A 20,913-nucleotide genomic window follows, 5' to 3' on the forward strand; every position below is an offset into this window, starting at 1 on the left:
TCATCTAATTTAAATTTATTCAACTCCTTTCAAATATTATTATAACAGTAATTTGAATGGAATTTAAGTGTTCTGGAGGTGGTGTTTATGAGATATGGCTAATTGGGATGAAATAAAACTAGAGTGGGAAACCACAAAGATTACGCTTGCTGATCTAGCTGAAAAGCACGACATAAAGCTTGGTACTTTAAAGAGTAGAAAGAGCCGTGAGAAATGGTCGAGGGATGCAACTGAAATGGATGCAACTAAAACGAAGAAGGTTGCAACTATTTCTAGTAAGGATGCAACCGAACCTGGTAACGATGAAGTGATACATGATGCACCGCCTAAGAAGGATGGGCGAGTGAAGAAAAGGAGTGGCAATCCTAATCCACCGAATCAGTTCACCAAACGGAACAGGGCTGCTATGATTCATGGCTTGCGTAGTAAGTTCCTTTATGATGAGCAAATCGAAATCATGGAGGCATTGCAAGACTTCGATGTTGTTGACCAGTTGTGGTTGCAGATTGAATTAAGCTTCTCAGCTATCATTCGTGCTCAAAAGATAATGTGGGTTGAAGATCCATTCGACCACTTAAAAGAAACAAGTGGTTATTCATCTGGTGAAGGTGGAAGTGGCGAAACATTTAAAGTCATTTACGCTCACGAACGTTACGAATCATACATCAAAGCTCAAACAAGGGCATTCGCTGAACATCGTAACTTGGTTAAACAGTTCATGGACCTTACAACTGAGGATGATGAGCGCAGGCTTAAACTTGAACAGATGCAGTTGAACATGGAGAAAACAAAAACAGACATCGAACTATCGAAAATCGCTATCCGCAAGGAAAATGGTGATGATGAAGAAGAGTTCGAGGATGATGGCTTCTTAGAGGCATTAGAAGGCAAGGAAGTGAATTGGGATGAGTAAGCGAAAGAAACCTGCTTTATTCTCGTTCAAGCCTTTTAGTCAGAAACAACTTAAAGTACTCAAATGGTGGCAATCCAATTCCCCTCACAAGGACAAGGATGGCCTTATTTGCGATGGTTCGGTTCGTGCTGGTAAAACGGTCGTTATGTCACTATCTTTCGTTATGTGGGCAATGGAGACGTTTGAGGACGAGAACCTTGGCATGGCTGGTAAAACAATCGGCTCGTTTAGACGTAACGTATTTAAACCATTAAAACGAATGCTGATGTCCAGAGGCTATAAAGTAAAAGAATATCGTTCCGAAAACATGTTCACTGTCACTCGCAATGGCAAGGTGAACTATTTTTATATCTTTGGAGGGAAAGACGAGGCTTCACAAGACCTTATTCAAGGTATTACGTTAGCTGGTATGTTCTTTGATGAAGTAGCGCTTATGCCACAATCATTCGTCAACCAAGCAACAGCTCGATGCTCAGTTGATGGTGCAAAATTCTGGTTCAACTGTAACCCTGCTGGTCCTTATCATTGGTTCAAGCTAGAGTACTTAGAACAACTAGAAAATAAGAACATGTTGCATTTACACTTTACGATGGATGACAACTTATCGCTGTCAGAACGTATCAAAGAGCGTTATAAACGCATGTATAAAGGCGTGTTCTATCAACGTTTCATCCTTGGTTTATGGGTGTTAGCTGAGGGCGTCATCTACGACATGTTCGACAAAGACCTGCATGTTGTTAAAACAGAGCAACGCAACTACACGAAATACTATGTCAGTGTCGATTACGGCACTCAGAACCCTACGACATTTGGTCTGTGGGGCTTTTTTGATGGTATTTGGTACAAGGTTAAGGAATATCACTACGATGGTCGGAAATCTAGTAGACAGAAAACCGACGAGCAATATTGCCAAGACATGAAGGAATTTGTTGGTGACTTAAAAATCGTAAAGATTATCGTTGACCCTTCTGCAAAATCATTCATTACGGCATTGAAGCAACATGGCTTTTCTGTTAAAGAGGCAAAGAATGATGTACTTGATGGTATACGTAACTTAGCAAACGCGCTGGTTAACAACCTAATCAAATACAATGACTGTTGTACAGAGACATTTCGTGAATTCAGTTCCTATATGTGGGATGCAAAAGCAGCAGACCGAGGAGAAGATAAGCCGATTAAGCAGAACGACCATCAACTCGATGCGGATCGTTATTTTGTTAATACAGTAATTATGAAAAAATCATTATTCAGTTTTGATTAGAAAGAGGTGAGAACATGAGTTATTTTCCGTACCAGGGGGCTATAACAGATACAGATGTCATCAATGAAAACATAACAACTAACGCAAATAGTGCTATAACGGACATCAAATGGCTAGAAAATGAAATAAATAAATTTAAAAAGTCGGAGAAGCTAAAGTGGATACTGATAGGTGAAGCTTATTATGAGGGCTTTCAAGATATTTTACAGCGTAAACGGTGGGTTATCGGTAACGGCGGAAGGTTAGAAGTAAATGACAATCTTCCAAATAACAAGATACTGGATAATCAGTACGCGAAGCTTGTAGACCAAAAAGTGAATTATCAATTGGGTAAACCGATTACGATTGAAACAGAAAATAACGAGTACTTAAAAAAACTACAAGATATTTTCAATAAACGATTCCACCGTACATTAAAAAGCGTTGGGCAGGATGCCTTGAATGGAGGTATCGGGTGGCTTTATCCGTTTTATGATGAAAATGGTGAGTTTGCCATAAAACGATTTCCCCCACACGAAATCATTCCATATTGGAAGGATTCAGAGCAAACAATTCTCGACTTTGCAATTCGTTTATTCCTTGTGAAAGAATACGAGGGTGATAGAGAAGTCGTTGTGCAGAAGGTAGAGGTATACAGTGTCAACGGAGTAGAATATTATCAGTGGTTTGCAGGTCGTCTTATACAGGATGTCACAAAGACTCCAGAATCCTATATTACTATCAATGATGGTGAAAATAAATTAAGTATGAATTGGCAGAGAGCTCCTTTGATTCCGTTTAAATTCAACAACAAAGAAATACCACTAATTAAACGCGTGAAGTCTCTACAAGATGGCATCAATACCATGTTAAGTGACTTTGAAAACAACATGCAGGAAGATGCGAGAAATACAATCCTAGTGTTGCATAACTATGAAGGGCAAGATTTAGGAGAATTTAGGCGTAATCTTTCTATATACGGAGCAGTTAAAGTGACCTCAGAAGATGGAACAAAAGGTGGCGTTGAAACTCTAAACATAGAAGTGAATGCTGATAACTATAAGTCGATATTAACACTGTTTAAAAAAGCACTAATTGAAAATGGTCGAGGTTATGATGCGAAAGATGATCGTATGGCGAATAACCCAAATCAATTAAATATTAGAGCTATGTATAGTGAAATCGATCTTGATGCTGATGGTATTGAAACAGAGTTCCAGGCATCCTTCGAGGAGTTGCTTTGGTTCATCAATGTCCATTTAGCTAACACTGGTCAGGGTGATTATGATGGGGAATATGTAAATATCATCTTTAATCGCGACATCCTGATTAATGAGATGGAGGTAGTAGATGTATTAAATAAATCAGCTTACTTATCTGAAGAAACAAAGATTGCACAACATCCATATGTAAAAGATGTGCAACTAGAATTAGAACGCAAGAAGAAAGAACAGCAAGAGCAAATGGATTTAATGGATAATTACGAAACAACCTTCCAGCAAAAGCAAGGTGATGTAGATGACCAAGCCGACGCGTAGTTATTGGCAAAAGCGTTTTGAGATGTTGGAACAAGCACAACATAATAAATCAGCATCATACTATAAAGACCTTGAAAAAGCCTATATTCAAACCATGCAAGAAATGGAAAAGAATATTGCCCGATGGTATCAACGTTTTGCTAAGAACAATGAAATTTCATTGGAGGAAGCCAAACGGTTATTAAAAAGTGATGAATTACGTGAATTTCGTTGGACAGTAGAGGAATATATCGAATATGGCAAAAAGAATGCTATTAATCAGCAATGGATGAAACAACTTGAAAATGCTTCTTCTCGTGTTCATTTAAGCCGTTTAGAGAGTTTGCAATTACAATTACAGCAACACGTGGAAAAACTGTACGGCGGGCAAATAGAGGGCTTTGAGCAGTTGATAAAAGAAACGTATCAGACGCAATACTATCAAACAGCATTTGAGGTTCAAAAGGCTTTCGAAATAGGCTTTACTTTACAAGCACTGGATGAAACCAAGCTTACAAAAATAATTAGCAAGCCCTGGACTGCTGATGGTCGTACATTTAGCCAAAAGATATGGCGAGACCGAAATATGTTGTTAGACACTTTGCACACTGAGCTTATCCAATCAATGGCGCGAGGCGAAGCTCCTAATCGTATGATTTCAGCAATCACAAGAAAAATGAATACCTCACGGTCCAACGCTGCTCGTCTAGTTATGACTGAGTCAGCGTTTTTTAGTGCTGCTGCACAAAAGGATGTTTATCATGAGCTTGATGTAGAGCGATATGAAATCATTGCAACTTTAGATCATAAAACAAGTAGCATTTGCCAGTCAATGGACGGGAAGGTATTTAAGCAGGAGGATTTCGAACCTGGAGTTACAGCAAATCCATTTCACCCACATTGTCGTAGTACGACAGCGCCATATTTTGAAGATGATTATAGTGAACGTATTGCCCGAGATTTAGATGGCCAAACATATTATGTTCCTAGCAATATGAAGTATGAAGAATGGTATCAAACGCAAGTTGATAAACATGGCCAAGGAAAAATCGAAAAGCATAAGCAAATGCAACGTAATCTTGAAACTGATAAGAATCAATATAAAAAATACACAAATATACTTGGTCAAAATGTATCGAAATCTTTTGAAGAATTTCAAGATATTAAGTATAGTAATGGTAGCGAGTGGGATAAGTTACAAGACAATCTGTATGTGAAATCAAATTTACAAGACGGTTCGTTTGGCGCAAAAATAAATCCAGAGAAACAAGCTCCTCATATTGAATCTACTCAGTTAGAAGGAAAAAGTTACTTCTTTGATAATGTGGATGTTCAAAAATTATTTGATGATTATGCTGGAACGGGATTTGTTGAAAGAGACCACAATGATAGAAGAAAAAATACAGAGATTGTTGTCACTGAGAGTATAGTTGGTCACGCCGTATCTACAAATGGTATAAAACCAACCAAAGCGATTAAAATACACCATTCTAAAAAACGTACACATATTGTACCGATAAGGGAGGATATATTGTGAATTTAGAACAATATTTAGGTGAAACAATTCGTGTGACATTCACAGACGGTCAGATTCTAGAAGGTAGATGTAATACATTCACAGGTAAACTTGATACTGAAGATGAATTATATGATGAGATCACGATTGAAACAAAAAAACATCCGTATGTAGGGTTTAATGAATCAGAAGTAAAAAAAATCGAAATTATCAAGTAAGCACTTAACCAATGAAAAAAGGTTGAGTGCTTTTATTGTGCACTATAGTGTATTGCATAGTTTGATTAATAAAATCCATAAAGGGAAATGAGGTTTATTCATGAAAAAATTCGAGCAAAAAGATATTGGTAGTTTAATTAACAAAGCGATTATCGAGTTGCAAAAGTTACAAGTGGAAGTATCGAAAGTTGATGATGATAATCATTCAATAGGTGTGGCATTAAGTGAAGTTGAACATAAATTGCATGCTGCATCCGATTTATTGGAGGTTGAATGAATGTTACCTTCGAAAGTTAAAGTGGGTGCTATTGATTATTCGGTTAAAGAAGTGGAACAGGTCATTATAGACGGTGACATTAAATTTGCTGGATCATGTGATGAATCATATTGTCGCATAGAAGTTAAGGCGGACTTACCCGAAAATGGAAAAAAAGGTACGCTTATACATGAATTAACACACGCTATCTTTTATGAAGCTGGCTATCAGGAGCATTCAGAAAAAATGGTGAATCGAATAGGTAAGGTATTACATCAAGTATTAAAAGATAATGATTTCAGTTTCTTAAAGTCGTAACAATACAACTTTTTATTTTGGTCTTTTTAAAGGCTAGACCATAAAGAAGCGTACACCCCCAACAGGTACAAACCTGTATAAAAATGTATGGAGGTAATGAAAATGGAATGGTTAAAAGAATTACTTAAAAATGCAGGTATTGCAGATGATCAGATTGAAACGATAGTGACTAATGCCGTGAAGGAAGCACCAAAACATGTAGTGCCAAAAGCAAAATATAACGAGTTATCTACTACTAAGAGTTCACTTGAAACACAGCTTTCAGAACGTGATACTCAGTTAGAAGAACTTAAGAAAGTGGATATCGATGGGCTTCAAGCGAAAATCACTGAATTACAACAAACTAATGAAACTGCGAAACAGGAACATGAGCAGCAAATGAAGGATGAGCGTTTGAATACTGCTCTAAAACTAGCGCTACACAGTAAAGTTCACGATACAGATTTAGTTACTGGTCTTATCGACAAGGCGACAATTGAATTAAGTGAAGATGGAAAAGTCACTAAAGGACTTGATGAGCAACTTAAATCGTTGCAAGAATCAAAGTCCTTTTTATTTGTGCCAGAAAAGCAGCAACCAACTTTTAGAGGGTGGAATCCTGCTGGTGGCGCAGACAGTGGAACAGACACAAGTGATGTAGGTTCTAACTTCGCAAAAATAGCGAATGAGAAGGGTTCAAATGATACAAAAAACAACCCGTGGGACTAAACAATAAGGAGGGCTTTATATGCCATATGTAAAACCAATTGAAAAATTTCAACGTGTGAATTTCTTAGCATCATCTAAGGTGCAGGCATTTACCTATTTAGTGAGTGATGTAGGTGTAACAGCAGATGCGAATGGAAAGAAAGTCGTAAAGGCGGGTACTATCTTACCTAAAAATGACGCTACCGCAGAAGGTATCTTATATACCGACGTCGATGTGTCAAACGGACCGCAACCAGGTTCATTGATTGTTGAAGCTTACGTTTTAGAGGATCGTCTACCAACTGCTCTAGATGTAGCAGCCAAAACAGCATTAAAAGAAATTAAATTCCGATAAGTGGAGGGAAAACAATATGCCAGACATTTTAGAACTATTTGGTCAAAAAACAGTATTAGATTACATGAAGGAACGAAAATATCAAAGCTATGGCGTGGGAGAAGCTCTTTTCCCAGAAGTTAAACACAACACGCTGGAGTTTGAATATCTAGTAGGAGCGAATGAATTACCTGTTATTGCAAAGGTACACTCATTTGATACAGAAGCAGAAATCGGCTCATTAGATGCAGCTAAACAAGTGATAGAGGCTGCTTATATCAAGAAAAAGTATCAAATTACTGAAAAGGATTTAATTGCATTGCAATTCCCACGAACAGCACAGGAGCAACAATACTTGATGCAACGAGTATTTAATTTAATCGACAAAGCAGCAAATGATGTTCGTGCTAGTGTTGAACTAATGCGTATGCAAGCACTGAGTACAGGTGAATTGAAATTAGCTTTAAATACAGCAGATGGCACACCAAAGACTCTTACGGTTGGATACGGAGTACCAGCAGATCATAAAGAAGCACTTGCTGGAACTGATCAATGGGGTTCAGGTACTGAGGATATCTTAGGGGATTTAGAACGTTGGTCTGGTTCACTAGATATTACGCCAACTCGTGCATTAACATCTAAAAAGATAGCAGCCCTTATTTTACGTAATCCAAAGATTATCGGTTACCTATATGGCGCTGGTTCTGCTCGTGTAGCAAATCTAACGGATTTAAATGCTTTCTTTACACAACAAGGCTTGCCTACTATAGCTGTGTATGAGTCAAATTCAAACACGAAATATCGCGAGCAAAACGCTGATGGCACATATACAACAAAGAGTTACTTCCCAGACAATAAATTTGTAATGTTCGGTGATGGCCCACTTGGTGAATCGTTATATGGTCCAACTCCTGAAGAATCACGCCTTGTCCGTAGTGGTTCAGATGTTGAAATGACTACTATTGGCAAGGTAATTGGAATGGTCTACGAAGAAGGGAAAGATCCTGTTTCAACATGGGCAAAAGCAGCAGCTACAGCGATTCCATCATTCCCAGAAGCACAGAATGTATTCCAAGCGCAACCAATTGCATAAGGAGGCTATTTGAAATGGCGAACATTAAAGTAAAAGTGAAAAACGGCGCTTTCCCTATACGTTATAAGGGAGAGCGTTATTTAGTTGGTGAAGAATTGACAATTGATGAAAAACATTTAAACGAATCAATGATGGAACGATTAGAAGAACCGAAAAAAGCTGCGCAACCAAGTAAAACGGCTGAAAGCGAGTGATTCGTATGTATTTAGATGTAGTAATGCGTTTATCTGCTCTTGGAGTGAATTTATCTAGCGCTCCAAGTAGCTCAGACGATATGTTGTTGAAGCATGCTATTGATAAAGTAACTAGCCACATTAAAAGCCAAACAAATTTATCAGCAGTTCCAAAAGGTTTAAGAGAAATAGCTATTGATATGGTTATAGGAGAGTTCTTACTTACTAAAAAAGCTATGGGCTTATTGGATCTAGAAACATTGAACTTCGATACTGTTGCCAAACAAGTGCAGGATGGCGATACAAACGTTTCTTTTGCAGTTGAAGCTAATAGCACTCCTGAAGCTCAGTTTAATGCCTTTATTGCGTATCTACAACACGGCAATACAGACTTTATAAAGTACAGGGTACTAACATGGTGAGCACACGTCGAAGGGCTATAGAGTTGTTGTACAGAGGATTATGCACTGTTAAGGTATGGCAAGATGTTGAAGATCCAATTACTCATGTAACAAAACATGATGAAGCGCCACTCTTTACTGATACAAAATGTAAGCTATCATACGAAAAACAAACGTCCGCAACACCTACTGGCGGTCCGGCCGTAATTGCACAGACTATCAAGCTATTTATTGCTCCTGAGTTGGATATACCTGCAGGTTCAAAAATCATAGTGACTCAGCATGGAAAAACAACTGAATATGCAAGAAGTGGTGAACCTTCTGTATATATGGACCATCAAGAAATAGTCTTAGAGCTCTTTAGGGGGTATTCATAATGGGTAGGGGTGGACGTGTTGATTTAAGACAGTTGAAGGCTTTTGAAAGAAAGCTGGCCAAGTTAGCAACTGCTGATTACGAAAAATTCTGTGAGGATTGTGCGAAAGAATTAGCTGCAAGGTTGCTTGCAAAAGTCATTAAGCGTACCCCTGTTGGTGTTTATGAAGATGGCACCACTGGAGGAACATTGAGACGTGGCTGGACTGCTAAAAGTCATCGTGAAGCTGAACTGACGGCAACATTCGGTGGAGGTAATGGTTCAAAGAAATTTACAGATTCAATGACTGTGAAAAAAGTTGGTTCTAATTATGAAATTGAAGTAATTAATCCAGTTGAATATGCCTCATATGTTGAATACGGTCATAGAACGAGAAATCACCAAGGTTGGGTAAACGGCCGTTTTATGATGACTATATCAGCAGATGAACTTGAACAACAAGCACCAGCAATACTTGAAAAGAAACTCATGAAAATGCTAAAGGAGGCTTTCGATGGAGATTAATAATATTCAAAATGCTATATCCGTTAAGCTTCATCAAGCGTTTGGAGCAGCTTACAAAAAATATATCGATGAAGTACCGCAGGGGTTTAAGACTCCTGCTTTTTTAATTCAATTTTTGAACTTAGAGCACGTTAGACAAATCGGTGGGCGATGGAAGGTAACGACACTATTTAACGTACAGTATTTTCCTAAAAACGGCATATCTGAGGCTTCAAACATGACATTGAAGGTACAACAAGCATTAAAAGAAATAAATCTGTTAAATGGCTCATTGATGCTAGGTACTGGCGCTAACAGCGAGGTAGTAGATGGCATCGGACATAATTTCATTCGTTTCAATTTCTTCTTGCAAGAAGTAGAAGAGAGGATTTTCATGGGCTCATTAGAACAATACATCAACAAGCAAAGGGTGATTCCTAGTGGGGAAAACTAACGATATTTTAGATAAAGTTGAGCCGGTGACAAGTGAAGCTGTACGTGACGTTGTAACGTCCAGCCTTCCAAAATTCACAAAGGTCCAACTAGTTCAAAGTAAAAAATATGTCCATCGTCGCGATGCTTTAAGTGCGTTGCTAGAGGACAACAAAACATACTCATTCACAGAAGTGGATGAGATTCTAAAAAAGTTTGAAGGAGGGAAAGCTTAATGGCATTAGGTGGGGGGTTTTGGTTAACGCAAAATAAAGTCTTACCTGGTACGTATCACAATTTTATTAGTAAACCACGTGCGTTTCTAAATTTATCTGATCGTGGTTATGCAGCATTGCCCATAGCTCTAGATTGGGGAGTGGATGATGCAGTAATGACCGTATCGAAAGAGGATTTGCAAAAAGACTCACTGAAAATTTTCGGTTATGAATACACACATCCAAAGTTAAAAGGTATTCGAGATTTATTTAAAGGTGCTCTTACAGTATTCTTTAGCAAATTGAATCTAGGCGGAGCCAAGGCTACAAATGAATTTGCTACAGCTAAATACAAAGGAATACGAGGTAATGATATTACTATCGTTATTCAATCTAATGTAGATGAACCATCAAAATGGGACGTAAAAACACTTATTGCAGGCACATTAATTGATGAACAGAATGCTATTTCAACTGCTGCTGATTTAAAACTAAATGATTTTGTTGATTTCAAAAAAGATGCAACATTAGCTGCAACTGCAGGTACACCATTAGCGGGCGGTAATAATGGAGCAACAGCATTAACAGCAGGTACCCCTCATCAATTGGCTTTAGATGAATTAGAGGCATATGGATTTAATACGTTGGGCTGTTTATCAGAGGAACCCATTATTAAATCGTTATATATGGAATACACAAAACGTATTCGTGATGAGGTAGGCGGTAAATTTCAACTAATTGGTCATAAGTTAGGGAAGGCTGATCATGAAGGTATCATTGATGTTCAAAATGATGCAATTGGAGATGACGAGGAAGTCTTCGGCGCTGTTTTTTGGGTTACAGGCGTACAAGCTGGTGTAGCCGTTAATCAATCCAATACAAACCGTACTTACGATGGTGAACATAAACTCGATATGTCTGAAACTAAAACGCAACCTCAATTAACAATATTATTGAACTCAGGTAAATACGTGTTCCATCGTGTAGGTGATGATTTCAATGTGTTAGAAGATGTTAATACATTTACATCGTTCAGAGTTGATAAAAACGAAGATTTTTCATTCAACCAGACAATACGTGTTCTTGATCAATTAGCAATCGATACAGCGCATTTATTTAATACGCGTTACTTAGGGAAAGTTCCGAACGATGATGATGGCCGTATTTCTCTGTGGAATGATATTGGTAAACATCGTGGTGAAATGCAGCGTATTCGAGCTATCCAAAACTACGATAAAGATAAGCTATTTGTAGGTCAAGGCGAATCAAAAAGAGCTGTAGTTATACAAGAAGAAGTAATCAATACATTAACGATGTCACAGCTTTATGTGACAACGACAGTAGCATAAGGGAGGGCATACAATTGAAAGAAATTATAACTTCAGGACAGGCAATTGCTGCTGATTTACTGCAAGATTTTTTGCAAACTGCTAAGAAACCAAAAATTATTGTGCCACTAGATTTGCAGTATTTTGCTGATGCTAACATGCATGCTCGTGATGCTATTCATGGTGCTCAAGGGGTAGCATGGGTGACAATTGATGGGAATCGTTATAAATTTGCTCAATTGATCAATATAGAGGCTAGAGCAGACAAAACGAAAACTCAAATTCCCATTATGGGGCAAGTGGCAAAGGGAAATAAGGCTACTGGTATTGAATATACAGGGAGTGCAACATTTTATTTCAACACATCGATCTTTAGAAAAATGCTTAAACACTATCAAGATACTGGAGAAGATACTTATTTTGATATTCAAGTGACAAATGAAGATGGTTCCTCTCAAGCTGGACGACAAACAACAATTTTGATTGATTGTAATGTAGATGGTGGTATTGTTGCATCATTGGATGCTGATGCAGAATATTTAGAGGATTCATTTGACTTCACTTTCGAACGATTCGAAATGCCACAGGAGTTTACTATGTTACCAGAAATGCTTTAAGAATAGGGCTCACAATGTGGGCTCTTTGTAATTTTAAAAAACAAAAAAGGATAAGGTGATTATACATGTCAAATTTAACTGCTTTTTTCGCACATAACAAAAAACAAAATGAAAATATTAAGCGCGCTATTTCAAAGAAATTCCTAGATGAGCAAGGTAATCCTATTGAATGGGAATTTGCACCTGTCTCTCCAGAACGTGATACAGAATTAAAATCTGAATCAACAAAACGTTCTATGATTACACAAGGAAAGCGTAAAGGACAATTTAATACTGATTTTGATCATTTTAAATATCAACGTTTGCTAACGGTGGAATCAATTGTTTATCCAAATTTGAAGGATAAAGAGTTACAGGATTCATATAAAGTAAAGGGTGACGATGCTTTACTAGGAAAAATGCTAACAATTGGTGAAATGGCAGATGCCTCAGCAGCTGCACAAGAAGTCAATGGATATGAGGCAGAACTTGAGGACTTGGTGGAAGAAGTAAAAAACTAATCGAGGACGGTGATGGTGACGCTAATATAATGCACTGGTGGATACAAAAACAGCGTCGTTTGCCGTCAGAGTATATGACATTACCTCTTTTTGATAAAGCGTGTATTATCGCTTCTGTCCAAGTCAAAATTGAAGAAGATAAAAAGCAAGAACGTGAGGCGAAACGAGGAGGAAAAGGTAAGCGAAAAAGGTAAGAATATGAAAAAACATTAGAATTCCCTCTATTATCCATGTATATTGGTTATATACATAAGGAGGGCGAATATGGCTAAAAATCAAGTAATAGCAGGTGATTATCAGCAAAAAAGAGTAATTGGAGCTAATGGAGTAATTGGTATCCTTTTAGGGTTTGGGAAAATTGTGAATTTAGACCAAACAACAGTAGAAAGTTATGAACATAAGTCGGAAGATCATAAAAAAGGTACACATGTTGTTTCTATTGAATTTAAAGATGGTAAAAAAAGTTTGGTGGAAATAGATGGAAATGTATATAAAGCATTACTTCAGGCAATGTTTAAAACATCAACTTCTTCTGCCCCAGGGCAAGGTACTATAAACAGCAGTGTTCCAACTAACAATAAAGGCTGTCGAAAAGGTTGTTTAATTTTCATAGTGGCAGCAATTGTTGTTATCATAGGAACAATAATACTAGTTAGTAATATGGCGAAAAATCCAGAGAAATATAATACCGCCCCTAAAGATAAGATTACTAGAGAGTTAAATATTACGTCTGAACAGGGAGGGGTCGTTATCAAAACACTAGCGTCAGTTGGAATAAATGAGGATGTTACTATCAAACATGACGAGGTTTTAGATAACGCCCATTTTGAAGGTGAAAAAGGCTATAGACTATCTAATCGAGATGCATCAAATATTATTTTATACATGAATACAGACGGATCTATCTATAATATTAGATATGGTGATAATGATCTGTATACAAAAGATAAAGTTATCTCAAAATTAAATGAGTATATTGTGACATCAATGGAAAAGGCTCAATTACAAACTAGATGTGAAAAAGCCTTGAAATCTATTTTAAAAGCACCTTCAACAGCCAAATTTGCAGGGGGTTCAGATTGGAAAATTTGGAAGGAAAATGGTCAAACAGTTGTACAAAGTTATGTTGACTCTCAAAATGGGTTTGGAGCTATGATTCGCTCTGAATTCCAGTTTATTATTGAAAATGATAATGTTGTTTCTTTGATCATGGATGGTAAAGAATATATGAAATAAAGCACCCTTTAGGGGTGCTTTATTTTGTCTAAAAGAGGTGAAATTATGGCTACAATTCGTACTGCAATTCAAATCCAAGATCGTTTGAGTCAACCGATGAGAACCATGCACAGTGCAGTATCAATGATGGTCAATCAAATGGAGGCGATGCATACTGCTTCTGGAACTATGTTCGATACTTCTACAATAGCGTTAATGCGAAGAGAATTAGCTACTGCAGCGAGTTCTATGAATCAAATTCAAGAAGAAATTCGTTCTGCCGATAACGCACAAAGGGGTTTAAACAACCGAATACGTGATGGTACAGATAAAATGAATGGATTACTCAAGAAAGTAGGTGCTTTAATTGGCGCCTATTTAACTTTGCAAGGTTTAGGTAAAGTAATTGAGATTTCGGACGAATTAACTAATACTAAAGCTCGTGTACAACTACTGGTAGAAGATATGCCTGTAATCCCGAATCAACTGGCTAAAGTTGATTTCGGACTTGGTGATATGAGTGACGTAGAACTTGCGCAACAACTTATACATGACGCTGCCCAACGTTCGTATTCATCATTTAAAGATACTGCTGATATGGTTGCAAGGATTGGTACTAATGCTCGTGATGCATTTGGAAATGTAGGTGAAGTGGTTGCATTTACAGAGCTTGTACAAAAACAATTCGGTATCGCTGGAGCAAGTGCTGTAGAAGCAAGTAATGCTACCATTCAATTGTCACAAGCGTTGGCATCAGGTGTCTTACGTGGTGACGAACTTAATTCTATTTTTGAACAAGCACCAAACCTTATCTCAACAATTGCTGATTATATGGGTGAGCCATTAGGTAAGATTCGTGAATTAGCAGCAGATGGTAAGATTACTGCGAGTATTGTAAAAAACTCAATGTTTGCGGCAACGGACGAAATAAATAAAAAGTTTGATAGTATGCCAGTTACATGGTCTCAAATGTGGACTTTTTTCAAAAATGAAGCCTTACGAGCATTCGGACCAGTGTTACAAAAAATAAATGAAGTTGCAAATAGTGAGCGATTTAAGGAGTTTGTTGCTAGTGCAACACAAGCTATATACACGATTGCAGATGCAATAAATATTTCTTTAGCCGCTATGTCAATTGTAGGTAGTTTTGTTTACGATAACTGGTCATTTATTGCTCCAGTGATTGGAGGAGTGACAGCTGCACTTATTATCAACGCAGCCGCATGGGCGTGGACTAATAGAGAAATAGCAATTAATGCATTGATGACTCTAACGGCCGGAATACGTAATTTGTGGTATGTTGCAACAACTGTTTTATCGACTTGGGTAACATATGGTTTCGCTGCTGCTATGGCTGCTTTGAGTCTCGCAATAGCAGCAAATCCAATCGGATGGTTAATTGGTGCTATTGTTGTTTTAATTAGTTTGTTTTATCTTGCTGTTGCTGTAATTAATCATTTCGCAGGTACATCAATTAGCGCAACAGGAATTATCGCGGGTGTATTTACGGTTCTAGGAACACATGTTTACAACATCGTTGCTTTCTGGTGGAATATTTTTGCCTCGTTTTGGGAATTTTTCGCAAACATTTCTAAGGATAAGACGTATACAATTAAAAAATTATTTTACAATCTCGCTAGTAACGTTTTAGATCAAGCTATTGCTATGACCAGTGGTTGGGATAAATTTGCTACGAGCTTTGCCAATGCTATTATCGATGGCGTTAACCGTGCCATTGAAGCTTGGAATTGGTTCATTAGTATGTTACCAGATGGCCTCACTACAAAACTTGGTTGGGAACAAAAGAGTTCTTATAATCATAGAGAATCATTCACAAGTGACTTACAGGGTATCAAAGCAGGATTAAAAGATTGGGTCGGGGAAGTACCTGCCGATTATTGGGAAGCACCTAAGATGGAAATGAAGTCTTTAGGTAATGCTTGGGACACGGGTTACAATTGGGGCGCCAATTTATTTAATACTGATGATGGTAAAGTCGGCAATTCAGATGCACTCATGAAGTCGATTAACGATGCCTTAGGTATTGGTGACAAACTCGATAAAGGCAATGATGCAGGAAAGAAAACGGCCGACAATACAAAGAAAGCAGCTGATGGCATAAAGATGCTTAATGAGGATTTAAAGTATCTTCGTGACATTGCTGAACGTGAGGCAATCAACCGATATACTACGGCAGAAATCACAGTCGATATGAAAAATGAAAATCACATCAATAGTGAAATGGACATTGATGGTGTTATTGATAAATTCGGTGAAAAAGTAGAAGAAACAGTTGCTATGTTAGCAGAAGGAGGTCCGACAGATAATGTATAACTTTTTCGTAGATGGCGTACAGTTCCCTGTCGCTCCTTCTGAACTGACCACGAAAATTAATGGGCGTAATGAAACGATAGTGCTGATGAATGACGGTGAAGTAAATATCATAAAGAAAACAGGTTTAACGGATATTGAGTTTGAGGTATTGCTCCCAAACGTCAAATATCCGTTTTCTGTTTATCCCAATGGTTTTCAGCCAGCTACATTTTATCTCGATACACTCGAAAAATTAAAGGTATCTGACAAACCTTTTCAATTCATCGTTAACCGTATGATGCCGAATGGAAACCTACTCTTTGACACGAACATGACCGTTTCTATTGAGGATTACGAAATTAAAGAATCCGCTGAAAATGGCTTTGACATCATAGTAAATATTCGTTTGAAACAATACAGAGCATATGGGAATAAGAGACTTGTCACAAAGCCTTCTACTGCATCCAGTAACGCTTCAAGTACACCGACTACACAAAAGGCAGTTGTAGAACAAAAACGTCCAACAACAGGCAAGGATACACCAAAAACACATACTGTCGTGAAGGGTGATACTTTATGGGCAATCGCTAAGAAGTATTTAGGTGATGGATCTAAATTCACTGAACTTGCTAAACTTAATAACATTAGCAATCCAAATGAAATTAAAGTTGGGCAGGTGATAAAACTTGGCTAAGTCACAGCTATATATCATGAGTAAAGGTCGCATTTTCGAATGTGCTGTAGAAGAAGGTGTTGAGTGGGAAACGCATCGTAAGGGCTCACCAGGTAAGCTAACATTTAACATCATTAAAGATGAGGTGCTAGGATTCCATGAAGGTGACGCGGTTCGTTTTGATTATGATGGCCACAAGATATTTTTCGGCTTTGTTTTCACAAAAAAACGAAATAACAACCGTCTTATCAGCGTTACTTGCTATGACCAATTGCGTTATTTTAAAAACAAGGACACATACGTATACGCTAATAAAACTGCTGCTCAAGTGCTTCAAATGATTGCAGAAGATTTCAAGCTTAAAACGGGCATCGTTGCTAATACGAAGCACGTTATTGCATCAAGGGTGGAGGATAACCAAGAGCTATTTACTATTATGGATAATGCCCTATCTGAAACGACACTTAACACTGGTGATTTATATGTACTGTATGACGATTACGGCGCGTTAAAACTTCGTAATATTAAGATGCTTAAATCTGATTTACTCATTGACGAAGAATCGGGAGAATCGTTTGAATACACAACCTCGATTGACGAAAACACGTACAACAAAATCAAGTTAGTACGAGAAAACAAAGAAACAGGTAAACGGGAAATATACATCGCTCAAGATAGCTCCAAAATGAACGAATGGGGCATATTGCAAATGACAGATAAACTCGATGAAAAAGAAAACGGTAAAGCGAAAGCTGATGGAATGCTTGCTCTTTATAATCGTAAATCAAGAAAGTTACACATTAATAAAGTATTTGGTGATCCAACGGTACGTGGTGGCACTACATTAGGTGTTCAAATGTATTTAGGGGATTTAACGGTTGCTAATTTTATGTTGGTTGAAACGGTCAAGCACACTTTCAAAGAATCGGACCATCGTATGGACTTAAAACTGATTGGCGGTGATTTCGTTGCGTAGTATGGAAGATATTTTAATTGAGATTCAAAAGATGATTAAAGGAGTATTAAACGCTCAAAAGCTTTGTACTATTGTATACGGTACTGTTGTTAGTGTAGAGCCATTAGAAGTGTATGTTGACCAAAAAATAACCCTTAAAAAAGAGCAATTAAAGCTTACTCGTGCAGTCATAGATTATGAGGTAGACATGACAGTTGAACATGAAATAGAAGTTGGCAATGGCCCTGCTAGTCATACACACGAATACAAAGGACGCAAAAAGTTTAAAATTCATAACGGTTTAGTTAATGGCGACAAAGTAACCATGATACGAGCACATGGTGGACAACAATACTTAATTATCGATAAAGAGGTGGTTTAATGATTCCACAGGTTGAAAACGATGGTCTGACACTCGATTTTGAGGAAGTCATTGAGCCATCTAAGAACTATAAATTAATACATGACAAGAATCGCTGTGTTGGCTTTATTGATGAATTAGAAGCCATGAAACAGGCGATTTTTTTAATGCTTTCTGTTGAGCGTTACGATCACATTATCTATACATGGAATGCGGGGTTTGAATCAAAAGATTTATTCGGCAAACCTACCTCTTATGTAGCAAGTGAAGTACCGCGACGTATACGAGAGTGTTTGCTACAAGATAACCGCATTAAAGAGGTGGATTCATTTGTAGTGACAACGAAGAAAAATAAAGTACATGTAGCCTACACAGCGCACACTATTTTTGGTGAGTTAACGCTTGAGAAAGAGGTGGAATACTAATGGCCGAATCATTCAATTTAGACACAACATTTGAAGAACTGATGGCTCGTAAACTGGCTGGTATTGATGATTCTCTTGATAAGCGAGAAGTAACCTCATTAGTGTATAACGCTACTGCAGCAAATAGTGTTGAAACAGTTCAAATGCTTTTCACATTGAAGAATTTTATCGACAGTGTATTTGCTGATACTGCACCACGTGATTACTTAATTCGACGTGCTGCAGAACGTGGGTTAAAGCCGTATGAAGCTACTTACGCAAAACGAAAAGGCGTATTTAATATTGATGTACCAATCGGCAGTCGTTTCAGTTTGGACGATTTGAATTATGAAGTTATCGAACGTATTACACTGGGGCAATTCATATTGAGATGTGAAACAGCAGGTAACGTCGGTAATTTGTTTTCGGGGCAACTTATTCCGATTAACTATATTAACAATTTGGAGACAGCGATGTTAACCGATGTATTGATACCAGGTGACGATGAAGAAGATACCGAAACATTCCGCACACGCTACTTCAATAGCTTCGAATCAACAGCATTTGGAGGCAATAGAGCCGACTACAAAGAAAAGATAGGGAAATTACCAGGTGTCGGTGGAGTACGCGTTTATCGCGCTTGGAATGGTGGAGGGACGGTTAAATTAGTCATTATTAACTCTCAATACGAAAAACCGACACCAACACTAATTGAAGAAGTACAAAAGGCTGTTGATCCATTAGAGAATCAGGGAGAAGGCATAGGAACAGCTCCGATTGACCATATAGTAACTGTGTTTGGTGTAGGCGAAACAGTCATTAATATTACATTGAATATCACGTATCAAGCAGGATGGGCATGGGCTGACATTGAGAGTCAAGTACAGAAGGTAATCGATGATTATTTCAAAGAGTTAGCAGAAGAATGGGCAATGGCTAATAGTTATGAGGAAGATCATGCAGGAGTGGTTGTGCGTGTATCACAAATTGAGTACCGATTGCTAGGTATAACAGGTGTACTTGATATAGCAAATACGCAATTAAATGGCAGTCAATCCAATATCGCATTAGATGTTGAGTCTATTCCAAAACGAGGTGTTGTAAATGGCTAGAGAAGTAGACATCATTAGTTATTTACCATCCGTTCTGCATGAAATTAAAGAAATCGTTGGTATTGCAAACGTTGAAAAGCCAGTATTAGAAGCATTGTGGCAAGAAATAGAAAACACGTTAAATAATCAATTTGTCGTAACAGCCGATGGAAAAGGTGCTAGTAGATACGAGAAAATGCTTAGATTGAGTGTTCCAGCATCTGACTCCATTGAGACACGTAGATTTCGTATTTTAACTCGTTACCAAGAGCAAGCACCTTATACTAATCGAGTGTTAAAACAATTGCTTGATAGCCTTTTAGGCAAGGGGCAATATGAGTTGCAACGTGATGTGGCAGCAAAGACACTAAGCGTGAAAATCGAGTTGACGGTTAAAGGTATGTTTGATGCAGTGGCAATCATGCTTGAACGTATTACACCTCAAAACATGGTTTTAACCGTCCAATTACGATACAACCAACATGCCTTACTAAAAAAATACACGCACGCTCAACTAAAAGCATTTACACATAAACAAATCAGAGAGGACGTGATGTAATGACGACTCCAACATTTACACCTAAATACAACTTAGAAAAACCGCATGAAGATGATTTTTATAATGTGGATGTACCGAATGCAAATATGGATAAAATCGATGCTGCATTAAAAGCTCTTTCTGATGCTTTAGGCGGTATTGATTTAACAACTTTATCGCAAGCCATTACTGCTGTAGACGACAAAGTTACTGAACATTCGGAAGATATTATGCCACACAAATACATGGACGGCCCAAAGACATACCGTTGGGGATTCCGAACAGTGGGCGGAGAACCGGAATTTATTTATGAGGAGGTCTTGTAGATGGAAGTATTGAAAATAGCTACAAAAACATTACAGTTAGCAATTCAGTCAGCGGTTGAGGGAGTTAAAAATGTTGTAGATGCTATTAAAACGAAAGTAGATACAATAGATACTCGTACTACAACAATGAACACAAATATAAATAATATCAATACAAACGTTGGCAGTTTAGTAAATGGTAGAGTTGTAAAATCAGTTCAACGCGGAAGGTTCCATAGTGCCCCAATTAGTCAACAACAGGTGTATGCAGTGGCGTTAAGTACTATAAATGCCTCTAAAAGTATGTATGATATTAACATCTCAGATAATATTTTCGTTGAAATCGGTTTAACGAATAACTCATTGACTATAAAAAACGTGAGTTCTACCTCAACTATTACTGTAATAGCAAACTGGCAAGTAATAGAATTTTATTAGGGT

General features: G+C 37.7%; 30 protein-coding genes. All 30 read left to right on the plus strand.

The features are described 5' to 3' along the window. Positions 1 to 94: 94 nt before the first annotated feature. The 30 genes from NSQ74_RS08630 to NSQ74_RS08775 all read left to right on the plus strand — a co-directional run bounded on the left by NSQ74_RS08630 (position 95) and on the right by NSQ74_RS08775 (position 20,910). A complete protein-coding gene (locus NSQ74_RS08630; protein ID WP_340822747.1) occupies positions 95 to 913 on the plus strand; it encodes a hypothetical protein in 819 nt (272 codons plus the stop codon). After that, the gene (locus NSQ74_RS08635) at positions 906 to 2,174 is read left to right on the plus strand and encodes a PBSX family phage terminase large subunit (protein ID WP_340822749.1); all 1,269 of its coding nucleotides are present in this window, start codon (positions 906 to 908) and stop codon (positions 2,172 to 2,174) included. The genes NSQ74_RS08630 and NSQ74_RS08635 overlap by 8 nt, the downstream gene beginning before the upstream one ends. 14 nt (positions 2,175 to 2,188) lie before the next feature. Then, positions 2,189 to 3,691 (plus strand): phage portal protein, encoded by a 1,503-nt coding sequence (locus tag NSQ74_RS08640; RefSeq protein ID WP_340822751.1) that lies wholly within the window; start codon positions 2,189 to 2,191, stop codon positions 3,689 to 3,691. Then, a complete protein-coding gene (locus NSQ74_RS08645) occupies positions 3,672 to 5,207 on the plus strand; it encodes a minor capsid protein (protein WP_340822752.1) in 1,536 nt (511 codons plus the stop codon). The genes NSQ74_RS08640 and NSQ74_RS08645 overlap by 20 nt, the downstream gene beginning before the upstream one ends. Beyond that, positions 5,204 to 5,404 (plus strand): hypothetical protein, encoded by a 201-nt coding sequence (locus tag NSQ74_RS08650; RefSeq protein WP_340822753.1) that lies wholly within the window; start codon positions 5,204 to 5,206, stop codon positions 5,402 to 5,404. The genes NSQ74_RS08645 and NSQ74_RS08650 overlap by 4 nt, the downstream gene beginning before the upstream one ends. Before the next feature lie 100 nt (positions 5,405 to 5,504). Further along, positions 5,505 to 5,681: a hypothetical protein gene (locus NSQ74_RS08655; protein ID WP_340822755.1), complete on the plus strand. Its 177-nt coding sequence runs from the start codon at positions 5,505 to 5,507 to the stop codon at positions 5,679 to 5,681. Beyond that, on the plus strand, positions 5,682 to 5,978 hold the full coding sequence (locus NSQ74_RS08660) for an ImmA/IrrE family metallo-endopeptidase (protein WP_340822757.1): 297 nt from the start codon (positions 5,682 to 5,684) through the stop codon (positions 5,976 to 5,978). Between the two features lie 102 nt (positions 5,979 to 6,080). Further along, the gene (locus NSQ74_RS08665; protein WP_340822759.1) at positions 6,081 to 6,686 is read left to right on the plus strand and encodes a phage scaffolding protein; all 606 of its coding nucleotides are present in this window, start codon (positions 6,081 to 6,083) and stop codon (positions 6,684 to 6,686) included. 19 nt (positions 6,687 to 6,705) lie between these two features. Continuing rightward, a complete protein-coding gene (locus NSQ74_RS08670; protein WP_340822761.1) occupies positions 6,706 to 7,020 on the plus strand; it encodes a hypothetical protein in 315 nt (104 codons plus the stop codon). Between the two features lie 16 nt (positions 7,021 to 7,036). Continuing rightward, positions 7,037 to 8,092, plus strand: a complete 1,056-nt coding sequence (locus tag NSQ74_RS08675; RefSeq protein WP_340822762.1) for a major capsid protein — start codon at positions 7,037 to 7,039, stop codon at positions 8,090 to 8,092. Positions 8,093 to 8,106: 14 nt separating this feature from the next. Continuing rightward, on the plus strand, positions 8,107 to 8,286 hold the full coding sequence (locus tag NSQ74_RS08680; protein ID WP_340822763.1) for a hypothetical protein: 180 nt from the start codon (positions 8,107 to 8,109) through the stop codon (positions 8,284 to 8,286). 5 nt (positions 8,287 to 8,291) lie between these two features. Next, positions 8,292 to 8,687 carry a hypothetical protein gene (locus tag NSQ74_RS08685; RefSeq protein WP_340822764.1) on the plus strand — a complete coding sequence of 132 codons (396 nt, stop codon included), beginning with the start codon at positions 8,292 to 8,294 and terminating at the stop codon, positions 8,685 to 8,687. Positions 8,688 to 8,710: 23 nt separating this feature from the next. Next, positions 8,711 to 9,043: a hypothetical protein gene (locus NSQ74_RS08690; RefSeq protein WP_340822765.1), complete on the plus strand. Its 333-nt coding sequence runs from the start codon at positions 8,711 to 8,713 to the stop codon at positions 9,041 to 9,043. After that, positions 9,043 to 9,546 (plus strand): HK97 gp10 family phage protein, encoded by a 504-nt coding sequence (locus tag NSQ74_RS08695; protein WP_340822766.1) that lies wholly within the window; start codon positions 9,043 to 9,045, stop codon positions 9,544 to 9,546. Before NSQ74_RS08690 ends, NSQ74_RS08695 begins: the two co-directional genes overlap by 1 nt. Then, complete coding sequence (locus NSQ74_RS08700; RefSeq protein ID WP_340822767.1) at positions 9,536 to 9,979, plus strand: phage tail terminator family protein; 444 nt, start codon at positions 9,536 to 9,538, stop codon at positions 9,977 to 9,979. Before NSQ74_RS08695 ends, NSQ74_RS08700 begins: the two co-directional genes overlap by 11 nt. Continuing rightward, positions 9,966 to 10,193, plus strand: a complete 228-nt coding sequence (locus NSQ74_RS08705) for a hypothetical protein (RefSeq protein WP_340822768.1) — start codon at positions 9,966 to 9,968, stop codon at positions 10,191 to 10,193. Before NSQ74_RS08700 ends, NSQ74_RS08705 begins: the two co-directional genes overlap by 14 nt. Continuing rightward, positions 10,193 to 11,521 (plus strand): phage tail sheath subtilisin-like domain-containing protein, encoded by a 1,329-nt coding sequence (locus NSQ74_RS08710; RefSeq protein ID WP_340822770.1) that lies wholly within the window; start codon positions 10,193 to 10,195, stop codon positions 11,519 to 11,521. Before NSQ74_RS08705 ends, NSQ74_RS08710 begins: the two co-directional genes overlap by 1 nt. 14 nt (positions 11,522 to 11,535) lie before the next feature. Continuing rightward, positions 11,536 to 12,117 carry a phage tail tube protein gene (locus NSQ74_RS08715; RefSeq protein WP_340822771.1) on the plus strand — a complete coding sequence of 194 codons (582 nt, stop codon included), beginning with the start codon at positions 11,536 to 11,538 and terminating at the stop codon, positions 12,115 to 12,117. 65 nt (positions 12,118 to 12,182) lie between these two features. Beyond that, on the plus strand, positions 12,183 to 12,617 hold the full coding sequence (locus NSQ74_RS08720) for a phage tail assembly chaperone (RefSeq protein ID WP_340822772.1): 435 nt from the start codon (positions 12,183 to 12,185) through the stop codon (positions 12,615 to 12,617). Between the two features lie 29 nt (positions 12,618 to 12,646). Then, positions 12,647 to 12,811: a hypothetical protein gene (locus NSQ74_RS08725; RefSeq protein ID WP_340822774.1), complete on the plus strand. Its 165-nt coding sequence runs from the start codon at positions 12,647 to 12,649 to the stop codon at positions 12,809 to 12,811. A gap of 70 nt (positions 12,812 to 12,881) precedes the next feature. After that, positions 12,882 to 13,853 carry a hypothetical protein gene (locus NSQ74_RS08730; protein WP_340822775.1) on the plus strand — a complete coding sequence of 324 codons (972 nt, stop codon included), beginning with the start codon at positions 12,882 to 12,884 and terminating at the stop codon, positions 13,851 to 13,853. A gap of 45 nt (positions 13,854 to 13,898) precedes the next feature. Next, positions 13,899 to 16,166, plus strand: coding sequence for a tape measure protein (locus NSQ74_RS08735; RefSeq protein WP_340822776.1), 2,268 nt, complete (start codon positions 13,899 to 13,901; stop codon positions 16,164 to 16,166). Then, positions 16,159 to 16,839 carry a LysM peptidoglycan-binding domain-containing protein gene (locus NSQ74_RS08740; protein WP_340822777.1) on the plus strand — a complete coding sequence of 227 codons (681 nt, stop codon included), beginning with the start codon at positions 16,159 to 16,161 and terminating at the stop codon, positions 16,837 to 16,839. The genes NSQ74_RS08735 and NSQ74_RS08740 overlap by 8 nt, the downstream gene beginning before the upstream one ends. Beyond that, a complete protein-coding gene (locus NSQ74_RS08745) occupies positions 16,832 to 17,794 on the plus strand; it encodes an XkdQ/YqbQ family protein (RefSeq protein ID WP_340822778.1) in 963 nt (320 codons plus the stop codon). The genes NSQ74_RS08740 and NSQ74_RS08745 overlap by 8 nt, the downstream gene beginning before the upstream one ends. Position 17,795: 1 nt before the next feature. Further along, the gene (locus tag NSQ74_RS08750) at positions 17,796 to 18,155 is read left to right on the plus strand and encodes a DUF2577 domain-containing protein (RefSeq protein ID WP_340826434.1); all 360 of its coding nucleotides are present in this window, start codon (positions 17,796 to 17,798) and stop codon (positions 18,153 to 18,155) included. Continuing rightward, entirely contained in the window at positions 18,155 to 18,559 is a 405-nt protein-coding gene (locus NSQ74_RS08755; protein WP_340822779.1) for a DUF2634 domain-containing protein, read from the plus strand. Before NSQ74_RS08750 ends, NSQ74_RS08755 begins: the two co-directional genes overlap by 1 nt. After that, positions 18,559 to 19,650 carry a baseplate J/gp47 family protein gene (locus tag NSQ74_RS08760; protein WP_340822780.1) on the plus strand — a complete coding sequence of 364 codons (1,092 nt, stop codon included), beginning with the start codon at positions 18,559 to 18,561 and terminating at the stop codon, positions 19,648 to 19,650. Before NSQ74_RS08755 ends, NSQ74_RS08760 begins: the two co-directional genes overlap by 1 nt. Beyond that, positions 19,643 to 20,188, plus strand: coding sequence for a putative phage tail protein (locus NSQ74_RS08765; protein ID WP_340822782.1), 546 nt, complete (start codon positions 19,643 to 19,645; stop codon positions 20,186 to 20,188). The genes NSQ74_RS08760 and NSQ74_RS08765 overlap by 8 nt, the downstream gene beginning before the upstream one ends. Continuing rightward, on the plus strand, positions 20,188 to 20,493 hold the full coding sequence (locus NSQ74_RS08770) for a hypothetical protein (RefSeq protein ID WP_340822784.1): 306 nt from the start codon (positions 20,188 to 20,190) through the stop codon (positions 20,491 to 20,493). The genes NSQ74_RS08765 and NSQ74_RS08770 overlap by 1 nt, the downstream gene beginning before the upstream one ends. Then, positions 20,494 to 20,910 (plus strand): hypothetical protein, encoded by a 417-nt coding sequence (locus tag NSQ74_RS08775; protein ID WP_340822785.1) that lies wholly within the window; start codon positions 20,494 to 20,496, stop codon positions 20,908 to 20,910. Positions 20,911 to 20,913: the final 3 nt, after the last annotated feature.

It is taken from the genome of Lysinibacillus sp. FSL W8-0992 (genome assembly GCF_038008685.1).
Lineage (GTDB): Bacteria > Bacillota > Bacilli > Bacillales_A > Planococcaceae > Lysinibacillus.

Bases quoted from the DNA above. Each gene is read 5' to 3' on its own strand.
- NSQ74_RS08630 (WP_340822747.1), top strand. From the start codon at position 95: ATGGCTAATTGGGATGAAATAAAACTAGAGTGGGAAACCACAAAGATT.
- NSQ74_RS08635 (WP_340822749.1), top strand. From the start codon at position 906: ATGAGTAAGCGAAAGAAACCTGCTTTATTCTCGTTCAAGCCTTTTAGT.
- NSQ74_RS08640 (WP_340822751.1), top strand. From the start codon at position 2,189: ATGAGTTATTTTCCGTACCAGGGGGCTATAACAGATACAGATGTCATC.
- NSQ74_RS08645 (WP_340822752.1), top strand. From the start codon at position 3,672: ATGACCAAGCCGACGCGTAGTTATTGGCAAAAGCGTTTTGAGATGTTG.
- NSQ74_RS08655 (WP_340822755.1), top strand. From the start codon at position 5,505: ATGAAAAAATTCGAGCAAAAAGATATTGGTAGTTTAATTAACAAAGCG.
- NSQ74_RS08660 (WP_340822757.1), top strand. From the start codon at position 5,682: ATGTTACCTTCGAAAGTTAAAGTGGGTGCTATTGATTATTCGGTTAAA.
- NSQ74_RS08665 (WP_340822759.1), top strand. From the start codon at position 6,081: ATGGAATGGTTAAAAGAATTACTTAAAAATGCAGGTATTGCAGATGAT.
- NSQ74_RS08670 (WP_340822761.1), top strand. From the start codon at position 6,706: ATGCCATATGTAAAACCAATTGAAAAATTTCAACGTGTGAATTTCTTA.
- NSQ74_RS08675 (WP_340822762.1), top strand. From the start codon at position 7,037: ATGCCAGACATTTTAGAACTATTTGGTCAAAAAACAGTATTAGATTAC.
- NSQ74_RS08680 (WP_340822763.1), top strand. From the start codon at position 8,107: ATGGCGAACATTAAAGTAAAAGTGAAAAACGGCGCTTTCCCTATACGT.
- NSQ74_RS08685 (WP_340822764.1), top strand. From the start codon at position 8,292: ATGTATTTAGATGTAGTAATGCGTTTATCTGCTCTTGGAGTGAATTTA.
- NSQ74_RS08695 (WP_340822766.1), top strand. From the start codon at position 9,043: ATGGGTAGGGGTGGACGTGTTGATTTAAGACAGTTGAAGGCTTTTGAA.
- NSQ74_RS08700 (WP_340822767.1), top strand. From the start codon at position 9,536: ATGGAGATTAATAATATTCAAAATGCTATATCCGTTAAGCTTCATCAA.
- NSQ74_RS08710 (WP_340822770.1), top strand. From the start codon at position 10,193: ATGGCATTAGGTGGGGGGTTTTGGTTAACGCAAAATAAAGTCTTACCT.
- NSQ74_RS08720 (WP_340822772.1), top strand. From the start codon at position 12,183: ATGTCAAATTTAACTGCTTTTTTCGCACATAACAAAAAACAAAATGAA.
- NSQ74_RS08725 (WP_340822774.1), top strand. From the start codon at position 12,647: ATGCACTGGTGGATACAAAAACAGCGTCGTTTGCCGTCAGAGTATATG.
- NSQ74_RS08730 (WP_340822775.1), top strand. From the start codon at position 12,882: ATGGCTAAAAATCAAGTAATAGCAGGTGATTATCAGCAAAAAAGAGTA.
- NSQ74_RS08735 (WP_340822776.1), top strand. From the start codon at position 13,899: ATGGCTACAATTCGTACTGCAATTCAAATCCAAGATCGTTTGAGTCAA.
- NSQ74_RS08740 (WP_340822777.1), top strand. From the start codon at position 16,159: ATGTATAACTTTTTCGTAGATGGCGTACAGTTCCCTGTCGCTCCTTCT.
- NSQ74_RS08750 (WP_340826434.1), top strand. From the start codon at position 17,796: ATGGAAGATATTTTAATTGAGATTCAAAAGATGATTAAAGGAGTATTA.
- NSQ74_RS08755 (WP_340822779.1), top strand. From the start codon at position 18,155: ATGATTCCACAGGTTGAAAACGATGGTCTGACACTCGATTTTGAGGAA.
- NSQ74_RS08760 (WP_340822780.1), top strand. From the start codon at position 18,559: ATGGCCGAATCATTCAATTTAGACACAACATTTGAAGAACTGATGGCT.
- NSQ74_RS08765 (WP_340822782.1), top strand. From the start codon at position 19,643: ATGGCTAGAGAAGTAGACATCATTAGTTATTTACCATCCGTTCTGCAT.
- NSQ74_RS08770 (WP_340822784.1), top strand. From the start codon at position 20,188: ATGACGACTCCAACATTTACACCTAAATACAACTTAGAAAAACCGCAT.
- NSQ74_RS08775 (WP_340822785.1), top strand. From the start codon at position 20,494: ATGGAAGTATTGAAAATAGCTACAAAAACATTACAGTTAGCAATTCAG.